A 17,304-nucleotide genomic window follows, 5' to 3' on the forward strand; every position below is an offset into this window, starting at 1 on the left:
CCCGCCAGGCATATCCCCCTGACGCACTTTGCGGTTGTACCAGGGGCGGGTCGGGGTCATGGTCGGGCCAAGTGGAAATTCCTCGGGGCACCCGTGATTAGGATCCTGCACACCGCCGACATTCATCTGGACGCACCGCTGCGGTCGCTTGCCCTGCGCGACGACGCGCTGCGCGCAGCGGTCGAGGCGGCAACGCGCGCGGCCTTCGCGCGGATTGTCGATGTCGCCGTGTCAGAGCGCGTGGCGGCGCTGCTGATCGCGGGCGACCTGTTCGATGGCCGCGCCCGCAGCGCGCGCACCGCCGCCTTTCTGACCGCCCAGCTTGACCGATTGCGCGATGCGGGAATCCCTGTCTTCTACATCAAGGGCAATCACGACGCCGAAAACCCGATCACGGGGGCGATTGACATGCCGGACAACGTGCATTTGTTCGATGCGCGCGGGAGCAAGGTGCAACTGGCCGAGGATCTCTGGATTCACGGGGTCAGCTTTGCCGACCGCCACGCGCCCGACAGCCTGCTGCGGCGCTTTCCCGCTCCGGTTGAAGGGGCGGTCAATATCGCCATGCTGCACACATCGCTGGCGGGCGCGGCGGGGCATGATACCTACGCCCCCTGCAGCGTGGCCGACCTGCGGGGCATGGGGTTCGACTACTGGGCGCTTGGCCATGTGCACAAGCGGCAGGTACACAGCCAATCCCCCTGGGTGGTGATGCCCGGCATGCCGCAGGGGCGCGACATTGGCGAGACGGGGGCGAAATCCGCCAGCCTGCTGACCGTGGTGGACGGTCGTATCACCGTAGAGGAAGTTCCAAGCTCGGTGGTCGAATTCACCACTTCGTCGCTGGATATTTCAGGTGTCGAAGATGACGACGGACTGCGTACGGCATTGCGCGCGCATTTACGCGGCGTGGCCGACGCCCTTTCAAGCGCGGCAGGCGTCGTTCGCCTGACGCTGACGGGAACGCCCCCCCGGCATTGGCAGATCCTGCGCGACCAGGAGACATGGGCCGAGAGTGTCGCGGCCTTGGCGCGCGACACCGGGCGGCTCTGGCTTGAAAAATTGCAGATCGAAATCGACGCGCCTGCCAGCAGCGACAGCGCGGTTGGCGCCACGACCGAGCTGGCCACCTTGATGGCGGCGATCGGAGAAGAGCCGGGGTTTGCCGCTGCCGCCCGCGCCGAGATCGAGGAGGTGATCGGCGAGATGCCGCAGGCAGTGCGCGCGGCGCTGTTGCCCGATGAGGACACCGCCGAGACGCTGGCCCAGAGCCTTGCCAAAGCCGGCGCGCGCCGGGTGCTCGCCCGGATGAAAGGGGCCGAGGGCTGATGCGGCTGCGCCAACTATCGCTTGACCGCTTCGGGCATTTCACCGGCCATGCCCTTGATTTCGGGGATGCGGGCGAGCGCCCTGATTTTCACATCATCTACGGCCCAAACGAGGCGGGCAAGACCACCACGATGGAGGCTGCGCTGCGCCTGTTCTACGGGTTTCCGCATCGCGAGCCCTATGCCTTCAAGCACCAGCGCGCGAATCTCTCGGTCTCGGGCGTACTGGAAATCGACGGGGAGACGCGCGGCTTTACCCGGCTGCCCAAGCGTAGCGGCGCGTTGCTCGATGCCTCGGGCACGGTCCTGCCCGAGGCCGCGCTGGCCGCGCATCTGGGTGGCCTGGGCGAAGAGGATTACCGCAACCTGCTATGCCTTGACGACGACACGATCGAGCGCGGCGGCGAGGAGATCGCGCAGGCGCGCGGCGATATCGGGCGGCTTTTGTTTTCCGCCGCCGCCGGGGTGGCCGACCTGACCACCGTGCTTGACGGCGTGCGCGAAGAGGCCGACGCGATATGGGCCAAGCGCAAGACGAAGACGCATGTTGCAGAGTTGAAGCGCGAGCTTAAGGACATCGAAAAAGAGATCCGCGAGCGCGATGTCACCACAAGTGCGTGGCGCGGGCTGAAAAAGGCGCTGACCGATGCACAAGCGGCCGAGGCCACCGCGCGCGCGGCACGTGATGCGTTGCACACACGCGCCGCCGATCTGGCCGCGCACCGCCGTGCCCTGCCCCTGCTGGCCGAGCTTGACGCGCTTGACGCACGCCTCGCCCCCTTTGCCGATTATCCCGAGCGGCTGGAATTCGACCCCGAAACGCTGGTCACGCTCAAGACCGACCAGACTCGCGCCCATGCCGATACCGAGCGTTTGCGCACCGAGATCGAGGACCTGGCCGCGCGGCAAGAGGCGCTGGTGCTAACCCCCGGGCTTGCCACGCTGGCCGATGATCTGGACCAGTTGGAAGATCTGCGTGCCCGCGACCGGGCCAACGCGCTCGACCTGCCCCGCCGCCGTGACCAACTGGCCACGGCCGAGGCCGCAATGGCCCGCGCCGCCCGCGACCTTGGCGTGGCTGACGAATGCGATCCACAAAGCCTTGTGCCAACGCCCGCGCAACTGGCGGCGTTAGAGGCCGCACGCGACAGGTTGCGCAGCGCCCGTACCGCCGCGCAGGCCGAAGCGCGCGAACTGGCCGACGCGACCGACCGCCGCGACCGCGCAGCAGAGGAATTGAACCGGCTGTCTGCACAAACCTCGCCAGAGGCCGATATCGGCGCGATCCTCGCCCGGTACGAGGCCGACACGCTGATGCCGGCCCATGCCACGGCGCAGCAGGCGATCACCGCCGCGGAACAGTCCGCGCGCGCGTCACGCGAAGCGCTGGCCACCGGCGCGGTGCGGTTCGAAAGCCTGCCCGACTGCCCGATGAGCCGGATCAGGGCGCATGAGCTTGCCGAGGCGTATGAGGCATTGCACCGTAAGATCGACGCGGAAAGCACGGCACTGGCCCAGCATCAGGAGGATATCGCCGCGCGGCAGGCACAGATCGACCAGCTTTCGCGCGACGGCCAGCTTGTGCCCGATGACGCCGCCGCCGCCCTGCGCACCGCGCGGGACCGTCAGTGGCAAGCCCACCTGGCGGCGATGACCCCGGCCACGGCGCAAGATTTTGCCGCCGCCATGCAGGCCCTTGATGGCGCGCAAGAGGCCCGGATCACCCATGCACGCGATTTGGGCCAGTTGCGCCAGATCGCGCAGGCCCGGGCCGAGGCACAGGCCCGCGCCGACCAGGCCAGGGCCCGGATGGTCGAGTACAAAGCAGCGCAAGCCGCGATCGAGGCCGAGGTTGACGCTGCCGCCAAGGCTGCGGGGTTACCCGGTCCGCTCGTGCCGGCGGAATGGCTGGATTGGGTAGACCGCCACGCCGCCGCGCAAGCGGCCGCGCGCGCGGCCAACGAGGCGCAGGACATGCACGGTGCAACACTGGCCCGCGCGCAAGCGTTGCTTGATGCGTTGCGCCCGCAACTGGACCTTGTTTTCCCCGATGTCGCCAGCGCCGTTGCCGCCGCGCGCCGCCTCGCCGAATCCGAGCTGCAGGCTCGCCGTGCAATGGAAACCGCGCGCGAGGCGCTGCGACTGGCCGAGGCCGACCTTTCCGCAAGGGCCCGGAAACACGACGCGAGCCAGCAAGAGGCCGACAAGGCGGCGCAGGCCTGGCATGACCTCGTGCTCGAAAGCCTGGGCCAGGCTGTTTCCCCCGACACCCTGCTGGCTGCGCTCGACCCGCTGCGCAGCCTTGCGACGCAGCAGGAAAAACGCGCCGAGGCGGCACAACGCGTTGCCACGATGGAGCGTGACCAGGCGCTTTTTGCCGAAAAGGTCGCGGCACTGGCCACCGCCCACGATCAGCCGCAAGCTGACACGCCCGCCGACAGCTTCGAGCTGTTGCGCGCGGCATCGGGCGCGGCCCGCGCGGCCCAGGAACAGGCCGACGACCTGGGCGTGCGGATCGCAACGGCGCGCGCGGCACTGGACGAGGCAAACAGGCGTTTAACGGAAATCGCCGATACGGTGACGACACTGGGCCGGGCCTTTCCATCAAGCGCGTCTGTCGACACGCTTGACGCGCTGCGCGCCACTGCCCACCGGGCGGCCGAGATCATCAAGGATCGTGAAAACCTTTCTGCCCTGACCCGCCGGATCATGTCAGAGCTGGGCGTGAGCGATCTTGTCACGGCCCGCGCAAGGCTTGACGAGGCAAGCCTGGTGTCGCTCGACGCCGAGGCCGAAAGCTGCAAGGCCGACCTTGATCGCGCTGAACAGGCCCTGACCGATGCGACCGAGGCGCGCGTCACCTCCCAACAGGCGTTGAGCCAAGTGACGGGTGACGCCGATATCGCCACGCTGACCGAGCGCCGCGCCACGCTGGAGCTTGAACTGCAAGAGGCCGCGCAGGCACATCTGGAACTGTCACTGGGCCACCGGCTGGCCGAGGTTGCGATCCGGCGGTATCGCGACACCCATCGCAGCGGGATGATGGCGGCGACCGAACGCTGTTTTGCCGCGCTGACTCAAGGCGCCTATACCCACCTGACAACGCAACCCGACGGGGCCGGGGAAACCCTGCTGGCCGTCGATGAGGAGGGCACCGCCAAACGCGTTGCGGAAATGTCCAAGGGCACGCGCTTTCAGCTTTACCTGGCCCTGCGCGCGGCCGCGCATCAACAACTGGTGGCCCAGGGCACCTGCCTGCCCTTTTTCTGCGACGACATCTTTGAAACCTTCGACGAAGACCGCACAAGCGCCGCATGCCGTGTCATGGAACGGATCGGCCAGAGCGGGCAGGCCATCTACCTGACCCATCACCGCCACGTCGTCGAGATCGCGCAAAAGGTCTGCGACACGCCCCCGATCGTGCACGAGATATGAACGCGGGCCGGGCATTGGCGGCTGCCATCGACAAGTTTCATGGCTACGCATGGTCGAATTCGATTCAAGCGGCACCGCGACAAACCTTGCAACGTATTCACTTAGCTGGATATGGTGAAGCGGCTCTTATCGGAGAGATTTCAAATGACAAGACGCCTTGTGATCGCAACCCTGGTCGCCCTGATCCCGGCGCTGGCCTGGGCACAGAACGACACCCTGTCCCGCACTGTCGAAATCACTGACTGGAAAGCGGTTTTTGGCCGCATCGAGGCGCGCGACCAGATCCCCGCGCGATCCCGGCTGGGCGGCACCCTCGTCGAGGTGAGTGTTGTCGAGGGGATGCGGGTCACGGCAGGTCAACAGATTGCCCGCGTCGTGGACGAGAAACTCGCGCTCGAACTCAACGCGATAGACGCGTCGCTGGAATCGCTCAACTCCCAACTTGCCAATGCCGAGGCCGAGCTTGCCCGTGGCCAAACGCTGCTGGAACGCGGCGTGACCACCACCCAGCGCCTTGATTCCCTGCGCACCCAGGTTGACGTGATCCTGGGCCAGATCGGAACCGCCGAGGCCGAGCGCAACGTGCTCGAACAGCGCGAGGAAGAAGGCGCGGTGCTGGCCCCGATCGAGGGAACCGTGCTTACCGTGCCGGTAACCGCCGGATCGGTCGTCATGCCGGGCGAAGCGATTGCCACCATAGGCGGCGGGGGCTTTTTCCTGCGCCTGGCGGTGCCCGAGCGCCATGCCATGAACCTTGAAGAAGGTGACACGATCCGCATCGAAGGCGCCGAAGGCGAGCAAGAGGGCCGGCTGGTCAAGATCTACCCCCAGATCGAGAACGGCCGCGTCATTGCCGATGTCGAGGTGCCCGGGCTCGAAACCGATTTCGTGGATGCCCGTGTTCTGGTGCGGCTGCCCGTCGCCACGTCCAGCGCGGTTGTTGTGCCGGCCAATTCCCTCAGTTCGCGCATGGGGCTTGATTTCGTGACGATCACCGGGCCGGATGGCACGCCACGGCCACGCACGGTTGTCGTCGGCACGACCCATTCCATCGACGGCGAGACGGTGGTTGAAATACTGTCCGGCCTCAACGCGGGCGAACAATTGGTGACGAACCGTGAGTGAGGAGCCCCAAACCCCGCCACTGGGCATCGCCGGCAGCCTGACCAGGGCATTCATCGATTCCGCGTTGACGCCCCTGATGATCCTGGCCGCGCTGACGGTCGGGCTGGTTGCGCTGGTGACCCTCCCCCGGGAAGAGGAACCGCAAATTTCGGTTCCGCTTGTCGATATCCATATCCAGGCGCCGGGCCTGAAATCGGAAGATGCCGTAAAATTGGTGACCGAGCCGATGGAAACCATCGTCAAGGGCATCAGCGGGGTCGAGCATGTCTATTCCGAAACCTCCGATGACCAGTCGATGGTCACTGCGCGCTTTGTCGTCGGCACCTCGTCAGATTCCGCGATCCTGCGGGTCCACGAAAAGATCAACGCCAATCTCGACCGTATCCCGGTCGGCATTGATCCGCCCCTGATCGTCGGGCGCGGCATCGACGATGTGGCGATAGTGGCGCTGACCCTGTCACCACGGGATACCGACAGCCCCCTGACCGCGAATGACCTGACCCGCGTCGCGCGCGAATTGCGCGTCGAACTGGCCAAGATCGACGACGTGGGCCTGACCTATCTTGTCGGAGAAGCCCCCGAAGCCATCCGTATCGCGCCCGACCCGGAACGCCTGGCGCTTTATGGCGTGACGTTGCAACAACTGGCCGCGAAGGTCGAAGGGGCGAACCGCTCGTTTTCGACCGGCCTTGTGCGCGATGCCGGCGAGCAGATCTCGCTTGTTGCGGGCAAGACATTGCAGGCCTCGTCCGAGGTGGCCAACCTGCTGCTGACAACCCGTGACAACCGGCCTGTCTACGTGCGCGACGTGGCCGATGTGAGCTTTGTGCCGAACACGTCTGACCGGATCGTCGCCCATGTCACGCGCGACGGCGACGGCGGGATCGTCCGCAGCCCGGCGGTAACCATCGCCGTTGCCAAGCGCGCCGGGGCCAACGCGGTCACCGTGGCCGAAGAGATCCTGCACAGAACGCAGATGCTCGAAGACGAGTTGATACCGGAAACGGTGCAGGTCGACATCACCCGCGATTACGGTGAAACGGCCAACGAAAAGGCCAACGAACTGCTGTTTCACCTTGGCCTGGCGACGATCTCCATCGTGGCGCTGGTGTTTCTGTCCATCGGCTGGCGCGAGGCGATCGTCGTGGCGGTCGTTATCCCCGTCACGATCCTGCTGACGCTTTTCGCCGCCTGGATCATGGGCTACACGCTCAACCGTGTTTCCTTGTTCGCTCTGATCTTTTCCATCGGGATTCTCGTCGACGATGCCATCGTGGTGATCGAGAACATCGCGCGGCACTGGGCGATGCCCGACAAGGCCAGCCGCAGGCGCAAGGCCATTCGCGCCGTGGCCGAGGTGGGCAATCCCACCATCGTGGCCACCCTGACCGTGGTGGCGGCCCTGCTGCCCATGCTGTTCGTATCGGGCCTGATGGGCCCCTACATGAGCCCGATCCCGGCCAATGCCTCGGCCGCGATGATCTTTTCGTTCTTCGTGGCCGTGATCATCACGCCCTGGCTGATGATGAAGGTGGCGGGCCGGGCCCCGATGGAGGGCCACGACCATGACGGTGGCGGCCATCACGGCGGCACGCTCGGCCGCATCTATTCGGCGGTCGCGCGGCCGCTTTTGCGCACGAAATCGGGCAGCCTTGCATTCCTGCTTCTGGCCGCAGCGCTGTCCTTCGGGTCGCTGGGCGCGCTTTATACCAAGGATGTCACCGTCAAGCTTTTGCCCTTTGACAACAAGTCGGAACTGTCCGTCGTCATTGACCTGCCCGAAGGGTCATCGGTCGAGGCGACAGACGCGGTCGCCCAGGACGTGGCCCGCGTTGCGCTCGACCTGCCCGAAGTCCTGTCGGTGCAGACCCATGCCGGCGATGCCGCGCCGTTCAATTTCAACGGGCTTGTCAGGCACTACTACCTGCGCGCCCTGCCCGAAATGGGCGATGTCCAGATCAACCTGGACCACAAGGAGCACCGCACCCGCACCAGCCACGAGATCGCGCTGGAGCTGCGCCAGAAACTCTCGGCGATCGACCTGCCCGAGGGCACCAGCCTAAAGACGGTCGAGCCGCCCCCCGGCCCGCCGGTGATCGCCACGCTTCTGGCCGAGGTCTACGGTCCCGACGGCGAAACCCGCCGCGCGGCTGCGGCCAAGGTGCGCGAAGCCTTCGAAAGCGTGCCGTTCATCGTGGATGTCGATGACGGGTTCGGCGTTCAGCCGCGCCGCCTGCGGGCCACCATATCCAGCGACCAGCTGGAATTCTTCGGTGTCCAGGAACAGGATGTGTTCACCACGCTGGGTATTCTGAATGCCGGCACGACGGTTGGCTATTCGCATCGCGGAGAGGGCCGGTTTCCGATTCCGATCATCGTGGAGCGTGACAAATCCGACCGGGTCGTTGACGAACGGTTCCTGTCAACGCCGATCCCCGCCAATGTTCTGCCGGGTGCGCGCGGCGTGGTCGAGCTGGGCGATGTCGTGGTGATCGAGGAGGAGTACGCCTCTTACCCGATCTTCCGCCGCAATGGCCGCGAGGCCGAGATGGTCATGGCCGAACTGGCCGGTGAATTCGAAGCGCCGCTTTACGGGATGCTTGCGGTCGCCGACGCGCTGGACGCCATGGAATGGGAGGACGGCACAAAGCCGGTCATCCGCCTGAACGGCCAGCCCGAGGATGAAAGCCAGGTCACGCTGCTGTGGGACGGCGAATGGGAGGTGACCTGGGTCACGTTCCGCGACATGGGCGCGGCCTTTGCCGTGGCGCTGCTGGGCATCTACATCCTGGTCGTCGCGCAGTTCGGCTCATTCAGGTTGCCGCTGGTGATCCTGACACCGGTCCCCCTGACCTTCGTGGGGATCATCGCCGGGCACTGGCTGTTCACCGCTCCGTTCTCGGCGCCATCCATGATCGGGTTCATCGCGCTTGCGGGTATCATCGTGCGCAACTCGATCCTGCTGGTGGATTTCATCCGCCACGCCGACCCCGACAAGGACAAGATCGAAACCCTGATCGAAGCCGGCGCCATTCGGTTCAAGCCGATCCTGCTGACAGCGGTCGCGGCGATGATCGGGGCGGGTGTCATCCTGACCGATCCTATCTTTCAGGGCCTTGCGCTGTCGCTGCTTTTCGGGCTGCTCAGTTCGACGCTGTTGACGGTTCTGGTCATCCCGGCGATCTACCGGGTGTTCAAAACCTAGCGCCGGGGCCGTGAAACCGATGCGCCTCTGAGCCGGCGGGCACCGATGGGTCAAGCATCCGGCCCGGCGCGGCGGGGCAAGACCAGCGTCGCGGTCAGCCCCGGCCCGGCATCTTCAAGGGTAAGCTGGCCCTCTGCCGCCTCGGCGATCTGGGCGGCGATGGACAGCCCCAGGCCGGTGCCGGTTTCGTCGGCGCGGCCGTGTCGGGCGGTCAGCGCCTCGCATCGCCCGGGCGGGATGCCGGGGCCATCATCCGTGACGCTCAACAAGAGCAGCCCGTCTTCCGCCCGCGCCGACAAGGTCACGCGCGAACGGGCATGGCGCGCGGCATTCTCGGCCAGCGCACCCAGCGCCTCGGACAGGTCCGCCTCGTCGAGCGCCACGCGACTGCCCGCGGGAACGATGACCTGCCAGTCCAGCCGCCCCCCGTCGGGCGTGCGCCGCAACACCGCGACAAGCCGGTTTGCCACCGTCGCGGCATCGGCGCTGACAGCGGATGTGCGGGCGGCGGTGCGGGTGCGGGCCAGTTCACGGTCGACGATGCGGCGCATGGCGCGGGCGGTGTCTTCGATCCCGTCGGCCTGCGTCTCGGCACCGGCCCCGCGCAGGCGCGCGGCCTCACCCATCAGGGCTTGAAGCGGCGTTTTCAGGCCATGCGCCAGGTCGGCGGCCCGGGCACGGGCACGGGATGTTTCAGCCGCGCGCGCGGCCAGCAGCGCGTCGATCTCGCTGGCCACCGGGCGCAGCTCATGCGGCCAATCCCTGCCCATCCGCTCGGCCCGGCCCGCCCGCAGCGCGGCAACCCGCCCACCAAGACGCGCCAGCGGCCGCAGCCCGACCCATAGTTGCGCCCAGCCCGCGCCTGTCAGAACCAGCGCCAGCACACCCAGATAGGGCGCAAGATCGGACATGAACGCGCGGCGGGCGGCATCCAGTTCCGCCGCTTCCATCGCCACCGCGGCACGCGCGGCCCCGCCGCCCAGGCGCGCGGGCAACGTGACGGAGCGTTCCAGCACCAGAAGCGTGGCCCCCTCTGGCCCCGGCAGACGGTGAACATGCACGGCCCCGTCGCCCAGCGTGTCGGCGGGCAGGTCCAGCGCATAGTCCCATAGCGACCGCGAGCGTTGTTGGACGCCCTCCGGCCCGTCGATCTGCCAGTAAAGCCCGCCATAGGGCTGCGCAAAGCGCGGATCGGCGGGCGGGCGCGCCACTGTCAGGCCCTGCGCACCGCTATCCAGCGCGGCCAGCACCTGGTCCAGTTGCACGGTCATCTCGGCCACCGCGCGGCGCTCTACATGCGCGCCGAAAAGCTGCGCAAGCCCAAGGGCGGCCAGCCCCAGCGCGGCAAGGATGGCAAAGGCCCCGGCCAGCGCAAGGCGCAGGCGCAGGCTCATGCGCGCTCCAGGAAATAGCCGAAACCGCGCCGCGTACCGATCACGCCGCGACCCAGCTTGCGCCGCAACCGCGCGATCACTGCCTCCAGCGCGTTGGCCTCGCGGGCGTCATCGTCACCGTACAGATGTTCCAGCAATTCGCCGGGCGGCACCGACCGGTCAACGTTTTGCATCAGGTAGGCCAGCAATCGGTATTCCAGCGCGGTGACCTGCACCGGCACACCGCGCACCGCCACACACATGCGGTTGGTATCAATGCTCAGCGCGCCCAGTTCTTGCAGGGCCGCCGCGTGCCCGCCGGCGCGGCGCACCAATGCGCGCGCGCGCGCCACCAGCTCTTCCATCCGAAAGGGCTTGGGAAGGTAGTCATCGGCCCCTGCCTCGATCCCCTCGACCCGTTCCTGCCAGGTGCCCCTCGCGGTCAGCACCAGCACCGGCATGTCGCGCCCGTTGGCGCGCCAGCGTTTCAACACTGCCAGCCCGTCCAACCCCGGCAGGCCAAGGTCGAGCACGGCAAGGTCGTATGCCTCGGTATCGCCCAGGAACCACGCGTCTTCGCCGTCGCCCGTGACCTCGACCAGAAAGCCGGCAGCCGTCAGCGCGGCCTTCAAATCGGCGGCAATGCGGGGGTCATCCTCGACGGCAAGCGCGCGCATCTCAGTCGTCCTCATCCTCGCGCTCGATCTCGAGCACAGTGCCGGTGGCGGCGTCTATTTCCATCTCGTAAAGCCGTCCGCCGGGTGTCACCAGTTCCAACTCGTAGATCCAGTTGCCATCGTCGCGTTCCAGTTCCACCTCGATCACGCGGCCCGGGCGCTCGGCCTCGGCCACGCTCAGGATGCTTGAAAGCGGAAGAATCTCCCCCGCATCGAGCGCCCGCCGCGCGCGATCCTGGTCATCGTCATCGGCCAGGGCCGGAACGGCCAGAAAGCTGCATATCAGGACAACGCGTATCATGGTTGCAGTATCTACCGCCCCCGACCTGACAGCAAGCTGACAGCACGGGTCAGGCCAGCGTCAGGCGCCCTGGTGCAAAAGGGCGGCATCGGCGGCCAAGGGGGCTGCCCGGATCAAGGAGACACGACATGACACGCACCGTTCTTTTCGCCGCATCGCTGGCCGCAGGGCTTGGCCTGTTCACGCTTGGCGCCACCGCGCAGCAACAGGCCACCACCGGCCCGGCGCAAGATCGCATGAGCATCGCCGAGATCGCCACGATGCTGGAAGGTCAAGGCTACACCATCCGTGAGATCGAGTTGGAGCGCGGACGCTACGACGTGGAAATGATCGACAGCGCCGGTATGCGCGTCGAGGCCTATCTGGATGCCGCCACGGGCGAGGTTCTGCCCTATCGCGACGACGATGATGGCCGCCGCGAGCGGTATGACGACTGATGGCCGAAGCAGATGACACGGCGCTGGTGCGGGTCTGGGATCCCCTGATCCGCATCGGCCATTGGACGCTGGTCGCGGCATTTGCCATCGCCTGGCTGAGCGAGGACTCGGCCAGCGGGCTGCACAGCTATGCGGGCTATGCCATCGCGGCGGTCGTGGCGTTGCGCGTTGCATGGGGCCTTGTCGGCCCGCGCCACGCCCGGTTTTCCGATTTCATCACCGGGCCGCGGCGCGTGCTGGCCTACATGCGCGACCTTCTTTCTGGGCAGGCCGAACGGCACATCGGCCACAGCCCGGCGGGCGGGGCCATGACCGTGGCGCTGCTGGCCGCGCTGGCGCTGACCGCGCTGTCGGGCATGGCCACGCTGGCCGTGGAAGACGGCAAGGGCCCGCTGGCCGGCCTTGTTGCCGCGGAAAACCTGCCGAACTGGACGTTGGAACAGGACGATCACGAGGCCGGGCATGGCAATGGCGAGGCCCTGGAAGAGGTTCACGAGGCTGCGGCCAACGCCACGCTTGTGCTGATCGTGCTGCACATCGCCGGTGTTCTGGCGGCCAGCCTGGCCCATCGCGAGAACCTGGTGCGCGCCATGTTCACCGGACGGAAAAGCGCACGATGACACCCGCCGGGCCCGGTACCGGGCCCGGCGCCATGCGCACCCATGCCCTGCCCATCACGCGTCGAACGCGGTCAGTGATCGTTCCAGCGCCGCGCGGGTATCACGCCATAGCGGCCCCAGGCTGCCCATGTCGGGGGCCGGCGCCCCGCGCGCCAGCCCTGTTTCGATCTCGCCAAGTTGCAGATGCAGCCGGCGTGCCCCCAGCACCGCCGCCGCCCCGGCCAGCGAATGAACCTGGCGGCGCAGGTCTTCGGATTCCGCGGTGCCGCTCTCGATCTGGTCCATGAGCGCGTCGCCCTCGCAGAGCAGCCCATCAACCAGCGCGCGGCGCGCGTCGGGTTTCAGCCGCCCTTCCAGCGCGGCCAGCGCCGTCGGATCAAGCAATGGCGCGCGCTGCTGCGTCAAGTCGGCGGGCGCGGGCTTGCGCCCCTCGACCAGCGCGCGCAGCGCCGCCCAGGTCAGCGGCTTGATCAACACCTGGTCGAAAACGCAGCTATCGTCAGGCTGCGCCTCGGCGGCCTTGATATGCGCCGTCAGCCCCACGATCCGGGTATGCGCGTTGGGCCCGCCCCCGTTGCGAATTTGGCGGGCGGCATCGTCGCCGTCCATAACCGGCATGGCGATGTCCATCACGATCAGGTCATACCGCACCGCGCGTGCCGCCTCGACGCCCTGCGCGCCGTTGTCGGCAGTGTCCACCTTGTGACCGTCCGTTTCCAGCATCTCGCGCAAAAGGAACCGGTTGATCGCGTTGTCCTCGACCACCAGTACCAGCTTGGGCGCCACCAGCGCCTCGCGATCGGGCTGATCGTCGTGCGGGCTTGCCTGCTCGGTCATCACGACGCGCAACGGCAAGCGCACCCAGAACAGGCTGCCTTCGCCCGGCTCGCTTTCCACCCCGATCTCACCGCCCATCGCCTCGACCAGCCGCCGCGCGATCCCAAGACCCAACCCGGTGCCCTCGCGCGTGACCCCATCTGGCGGGTCCAGCCGCACGAAATCTTCGAAAATGCGGTCTTGCTGGTCTGGCGCGATGCCGACGCCGGTATCCGACACCTGGATTTCCACCAACGGGGCCGCAACACCCGGCGCCGTGGCCGATATTTCCAGCGACACGCGCCCCTCCGTGGTGTTTTTCAGCGCGTTGTCCACGAGGTTCGTCATGACTTGCCGCAGCCGCACCGGATCGCCCAGGACAACCCCGGCGCCCGGCAGGCTCACCACCCGCTCCAGCTTGATCCCGCGCCGCCGCGCGGCAGGTGCAAAGCCGCGCATCACCGCATGACTCAGGTCTTCGAGGTTTACCGGCTCTTCCGCCAAGCGTAGGCCGGGCGTATCGAGGTCGGTAAATTCGAGCACGTCATTCACATGACCAAGCAGGATTTCACCCGATTGTTCAAGGATGTCCAGATACTCCTTTAACCGCGAGTCGTCGTGCCGCCGGGCTTCGCCGCGCAGCAGTTCGACGATGCCCAGTATACCGTTCAGCGGCGTGCGCATCTCGTGGCTCATCACGGCGATGAACCGCGCCTTGGCCCGCTCACCAGCCAGCGCCTCGTCGCGGCTGCTGCGCAAGGTCTGTTCGATCTCCATCCGGGCAGAGATGTCGCGGAACACGAAAACCTGCACGCAGCCCTCGTCGCTGTGAACGGCGCCGCGCGTCACTTCCAACGGCACCTCGCCGCCATCACCGCGCCGCCCCGTAACCCGCCGCCGCTCGGCGCCGTCCAGCCCGCTGACATCAACCAGCCGTGTGATCGGTTGGCCCATCACCGCCCGGCGAGGCACCCCGAACAACGCCGTGGCAGCATGGTTGAACTCGCTGATCCGGTTTTCGCCGTCGGTCACGACGATCGCATCGCGCGACGTGGTCACGATGGTCGAAAGCCGTGCCGAGGTTTGCTGCAATGCCCGCGCGCGCGACCGGGCGACAACAAACAGGCGCCACAGCACCAGCGACAGAACCGCCATCAGCACCATCAGAATGGCCGCCACCAGCGCTAGGTCACGCAGGACGCCGAACACTTCGGTGCGTGCCTCCTGCCGTTCGCGCACCATCACCTGCAACACACCCGCCGACACGCCGCGCAATGCCGCGTTCATCGGTGTCAGGCTTTCGCGGATCGCGGGCGCGGCGGCGATGAGCACGGCGTCGGGGCCATCGATCCGGGCAAAATGCGCCTCCATCCGCAGGGCCAGCGCCTGCAAGGTCTCGGCGGCATCGACGGCGTCAAGATAGGCGCGATAGGACGGCCCTTCGCGCAGGGTCGTCAAGCGGCTGTAGAATACATTGAACGCGCGGCGCAGATCGGCAGGCCGCGCCATGCCGGTTTCAACCGCCAGGATCGTGCGCTGAAGCGTCAGAAACTCCACCTCGGCCTGTGCCACTGTCCAGATCACGTTGTCGTTATACGGCTGATCGAGCGCGCGCATCTCGGCGACCCCGCGCCAGGCAAGTTGCGCACCTAGCACCAGAAATAGGCTAATTCCGACGATCAGGCCCGACATGGGCACCCAGCCACGGCGCCCACGCCACACCCGAGACCAAAACTTTGCCATCATGTCTCCGATACAAGGGCCCTTTCTCAGGGCTCGATTCCGATCCGTTCGAGATGCCAGATGCTTTGCGCATAGAACGTTTCGCTCCGAAAGCTCGGGTCGGAGTCAAAAGGATACATCAACCACAGCGGCCCCTTGTCACGCACCGAAAGCGGCGCGCCGTTACGCTCTACCGCGATCAGCGCACCATCGGGTCGCAGGTCGGCTACGTCAATCTCGACAAAATACGAGTTGCGCGCACAAAGCCTCATCACACCGCGCGTCACGCCAAGGCACTCCATCAGGCGCAACAGGCGCGGGCCGCGAAACTCCTGCACACCTTGCGTCCAGATGGTGGTGGTTTGAAACTCTTCTTGCGGCAGTGCCATCAGCCCCGCCCGGTCCAGTTCCAGTACGCGCTGCGTGCCGTCAGCACCTTGGATCGTGATGTTCAACATGACCGGCCCCTCGGGTTCGGGGAACTCGCATACGGGCCAAGCGCTCTGGGCGCTCAGTGCACCGGCCATACCCAACGCCAGGCCGACCGCCATAACCGTCACGCGCACCGCGCGCACCGCCTTCTTGATCATGACTTGTACCCCTCACCGGGTTGAGAACTCGACACCAGTATTCAAGAGGCCTATTCTTCCCGTCCACCAACCTATGCTACAGTATAGGTCAAGCAATAACATCAAGGCAGTTTCGATGGCCAAGGTCCTTATCGCCGACGATCACGAGCTGGTGCGTTCGGCGCTGGCCAGTTTCCTGGCCGAGTCCGCAGATTTCCAGATCAGCGAGGCCGCTACCCTGGAACAGGCGCTGACCACCATCGCCGCGCAGGGACCGTTCGAGCTGGTGCTGCTCGATTACACCATGCCCGGCATGAGCCTGCCGGCGGGCCTTACGCAAACGATTCGCGCCAACGCCCCCGGGCCGGTGGCGATCCTGTCTGGCACCGCGCCGCCCGAAGTGGCCCGCCGCGCCCTGGCGGCGGGCGCGCAAGGTTTCCTGCCCAAGACAATGGCGCCCGATACGATGATCACCGCGCTGCGCCACATGATCGCGGGGCATGTCTACCGCCCGCAGGACTTTCTCGATAGTGAGCGCGAGAAGAAAGCCGCCATACACATCACCCCGCGCGAAATGGATGTGCTGCGCGGCGTGATGGCCGGAAAATCCAACAAGGAAATCGCCCGCGACCTCGATATTCAGGAGGTCACGATCAAGCTGCACGTCAAGACGATCTGCCGAAAGCTGGACGCACGAAACCGCACCCATGCCGCGATGCTGGCCCGCGACCTGGCGCTGGCCTGACGACATGCCATGTCATGGCCTTGCCGACAGGGCCGCCGCCCCGCGCAGCGTCACCCAGGGATCGGTGACATGCAACAGTCCAACCTGCCCCAGCAGATCGGCATGGGCGCCCTGCCCCACCATCGCGCGGTGCAACGCCGCCCAGTCAAGACTGTCCGCCAGGGCAGCGGCGACACCCCCGGTCAGGTAGACCCCGCCCCGCGCGATGTGCACCAAGGCCATGTCGCGCAGATAGGCGGCCAATGCCTCGGCCAGGGTGGCGCATACCGGCGCCAATGCCAGCGCCGCCGCGCCGGTGGCCCGGGCCCCGCACATTGCATCCGCCAGCCAGGGCAATCCCCGGCCCGAAATCACGTCCTCGGCCACCACCTCGCCGCCGCGCGCAAGCGCCAATGCGCGCAAGCCGGGCGACACCTGCGGCAGGGTCACATTGCCAGCCTCGGCCGGCGGCACGAACCGCGTGCCGCCCATGTCATGCACCACACAGGCGTTCAGCCCGGTGCCGATATTCACCACCAGCGCCGGCCCCTTGCCCGGGCCCGGCCCGGCCAGGCGCCGCACCCCGCCATCCGGCAGATGCGCCAGCCCGTGCCCCTGCGCCACCATGTCGTTGAAAAGCCGCACCGGCAGCGCCGCATCGCCCAGCGCCGCGCGGATCGTCTCGGGTGTCAGCGTCATGTCCCGGTTGCTCAGCGTCAGTCGTTGGCCGCGCAGCACGCCCGCCCCTGCAAGCGCAACGCCGCGCGGGCGCGCGCCCGCCCCCGGCCCCGCCAGGTAGGCATGAATCATCGCGGCCAGGTCATCGCCCAGCGCATCGGGCGCGGACCACACCGTGCCCGTCAGCACCCGCCCGATTTCCGCCAGTGCAAACCGGGCCGACGTGCCACCGATATCGCCGATCAAATCCATGGGAGAACCAGATCACAGCCCCGCCCGAAAACAAAGCGGCCC

13 protein-coding genes are annotated in these 17,304 nt (G+C 66.8%); 7 read left to right on the forward strand and 6 right to left on the reverse strand.

Going from position 1 to position 17,304, the window contains the following annotated elements; translation table 11 throughout:
• The first annotated feature begins 93 nt into the window (after positions 1-93).
• From M8744_RS08870 to M8744_RS08885, 4 genes are all read left to right on the forward strand, one after another.
• Entirely contained in the window at positions 94-1,329 is a 1,236-nt protein-coding gene (locus M8744_RS08870) for a metallophosphoesterase family protein (protein ID WP_251413489.1), read from the forward strand.
• The gene (locus tag M8744_RS08875; RefSeq protein WP_251413491.1) at positions 1,329-4,763 is read left to right on the forward strand and encodes a YhaN family protein; all 3,435 of its coding nucleotides are present in this window, start codon (positions 1,329-1,331) and stop codon (positions 4,761-4,763) included. Before M8744_RS08870 ends, M8744_RS08875 begins: the two co-directional genes overlap by 1 nt.
• Before the next feature lie 144 nt (positions 4,764-4,907).
• Complete coding sequence (locus M8744_RS08880) at positions 4,908-5,888, forward strand: efflux RND transporter periplasmic adaptor subunit (protein WP_251413493.1); 981 nt, start codon at positions 4,908-4,910, stop codon at positions 5,886-5,888.
• Positions 5,881-9,093, forward strand: coding sequence for an efflux RND transporter permease subunit (locus tag M8744_RS08885; RefSeq protein WP_251413506.1), 3,213 nt, complete (start codon positions 5,881-5,883; stop codon positions 9,091-9,093). The genes M8744_RS08880 and M8744_RS08885 overlap by 8 nt, the downstream gene beginning before the upstream one ends.
• Before the next feature lie 50 nt (positions 9,094-9,143).
• Here the strand turns inward: M8744_RS08885 and M8744_RS08890 are convergent, their stop codons facing one another.
• The 3 genes from M8744_RS08890 to M8744_RS08900 are packed head-to-tail and all read right to left on the reverse strand — an operon-like array spanning position 9,144 to position 11,444.
• Entirely contained in the window at positions 9,144-10,487 is a 1,344-nt protein-coding gene (locus M8744_RS08890; RefSeq protein WP_251413508.1) for a sensor histidine kinase, read from the reverse strand.
• Positions 10,484-11,143: a response regulator transcription factor gene (locus M8744_RS08895; protein WP_251413510.1), complete on the reverse strand. Its 660-nt coding sequence runs from the start codon at positions 11,141-11,143 to the stop codon at positions 10,484-10,486. The genes M8744_RS08890 and M8744_RS08895 overlap by 4 nt, the downstream gene beginning before the upstream one ends.
• A gap of 1 nt (position 11,144) precedes the next feature.
• Positions 11,145-11,444 (reverse strand): PepSY domain-containing protein, encoded by a 300-nt coding sequence (locus tag M8744_RS08900; protein ID WP_251413512.1) that lies wholly within the window; start codon positions 11,442-11,444, stop codon positions 11,145-11,147.
• A 128-nt stretch (positions 11,445-11,572) separates the two neighbouring features.
• Here M8744_RS08900 and M8744_RS08905 point away from each other — a divergent pair, with 128 nt between their 5' ends.
• Both M8744_RS08905 and M8744_RS08910 read left to right on the forward strand, forming a co-directional pair.
• Positions 11,573-11,881: a PepSY domain-containing protein gene (locus M8744_RS08905; protein WP_251413514.1), complete on the forward strand. Its 309-nt coding sequence runs from the start codon at positions 11,573-11,575 to the stop codon at positions 11,879-11,881.
• Positions 11,881-12,501 (forward strand): cytochrome b/b6 domain-containing protein, encoded by a 621-nt coding sequence (locus tag M8744_RS08910; RefSeq protein ID WP_251413529.1) that lies wholly within the window; start codon positions 11,881-11,883, stop codon positions 12,499-12,501. Before M8744_RS08905 ends, M8744_RS08910 begins: the two co-directional genes overlap by 1 nt.
• A gap of 54 nt (positions 12,502-12,555) precedes the next feature.
• On the opposite strand, the gene M8744_RS08915 is transcribed toward M8744_RS08910, so the two are convergent.
• Positions 12,556-15,060 carry an ATP-binding protein gene (locus tag M8744_RS08915; protein ID WP_251413545.1) on the reverse strand — a complete coding sequence of 835 codons (2,505 nt, stop codon included), beginning with the start codon at positions 15,058-15,060 and terminating at the stop codon, positions 12,556-12,558.
• A 26-nt stretch (positions 15,061-15,086) separates the two neighbouring features.
• Positions 15,087-15,629, reverse strand: coding sequence for a putative pterin-binding protein (locus tag M8744_RS08920; RefSeq protein WP_251413560.1), 543 nt, complete (start codon positions 15,627-15,629; stop codon positions 15,087-15,089).
• A gap of 115 nt (positions 15,630-15,744) precedes the next feature.
• Between M8744_RS08920 and M8744_RS08925 the strand changes: the two genes are divergently transcribed.
• Positions 15,745-16,353, forward strand: a complete 609-nt coding sequence (locus M8744_RS08925; RefSeq protein ID WP_251413563.1) for a response regulator transcription factor — start codon at positions 15,745-15,747, stop codon at positions 16,351-16,353.
• Between the two features lie 12 nt (positions 16,354-16,365).
• Here the strand turns inward: M8744_RS08925 and M8744_RS08930 are convergent, their stop codons facing one another.
• Positions 16,366-17,262, reverse strand: a complete 897-nt coding sequence (locus tag M8744_RS08930; RefSeq protein WP_251413568.1) for a glucokinase — start codon at positions 17,260-17,262, stop codon at positions 16,366-16,368.
• Positions 17,263-17,304: the final 42 nt, after the last annotated feature.

The sequence above is a fragment of the Lutimaribacter degradans genome (assembly GCF_023703375.1).
In the GTDB taxonomy this organism is placed as follows: domain Bacteria; phylum Pseudomonadota; class Alphaproteobacteria; order Rhodobacterales; family Rhodobacteraceae; genus Lutimaribacter; species Lutimaribacter degradans.

What these genes read in the sequence shown, in the direction of transcription:
- M8744_RS08875 (WP_251413491.1), top strand. Translation starts at nt 1,329, where the DNA reads ATGCGGCTGCGCCAACTATCGCTTGACCGCTTCGGGCATTTCACCGGC.
- M8744_RS08880 (WP_251413493.1), top strand. Translation starts at nt 4,908, where the DNA reads ATGACAAGACGCCTTGTGATCGCAACCCTGGTCGCCCTGATCCCGGCG.
- M8744_RS08890 (WP_251413508.1), bottom strand. Translation starts at nt 10,487, where the DNA reads ATGAGCCTGCGCCTGCGCCTTGCGCTGGCCGGGGCCTTTGCCATCCTT.
- M8744_RS08895 (WP_251413510.1), bottom strand. Translation starts at nt 11,143, where the DNA reads ATGCGCGCGCTTGCCGTCGAGGATGACCCCCGCATTGCCGCCGATTTG.
- M8744_RS08900 (WP_251413512.1), bottom strand. Translation starts at nt 11,444, where the DNA reads ATGATACGCGTTGTCCTGATATGCAGCTTTCTGGCCGTTCCGGCCCTG.
- M8744_RS08905 (WP_251413514.1), top strand. Translation starts at nt 11,573, where the DNA reads ATGACACGCACCGTTCTTTTCGCCGCATCGCTGGCCGCAGGGCTTGGC.
- M8744_RS08910 (WP_251413529.1), top strand. Translation starts at nt 11,881, where the DNA reads ATGGCCGAAGCAGATGACACGGCGCTGGTGCGGGTCTGGGATCCCCTG.
- M8744_RS08915 (WP_251413545.1), bottom strand. Translation starts at nt 15,060, where the DNA reads ATGGCAAAGTTTTGGTCTCGGGTGTGGCGTGGGCGCCGTGGCTGGGTG.
- M8744_RS08920 (WP_251413560.1), bottom strand. Translation starts at nt 15,629, where the DNA reads ATGATCAAGAAGGCGGTGCGCGCGGTGCGCGTGACGGTTATGGCGGTC.
- M8744_RS08925 (WP_251413563.1), top strand. Translation starts at nt 15,745, where the DNA reads ATGGCCAAGGTCCTTATCGCCGACGATCACGAGCTGGTGCGTTCGGCG.
- M8744_RS08930 (WP_251413568.1), bottom strand. Translation starts at nt 17,262, where the DNA reads ATGGATTTGATCGGCGATATCGGTGGCACGTCGGCCCGGTTTGCACTG.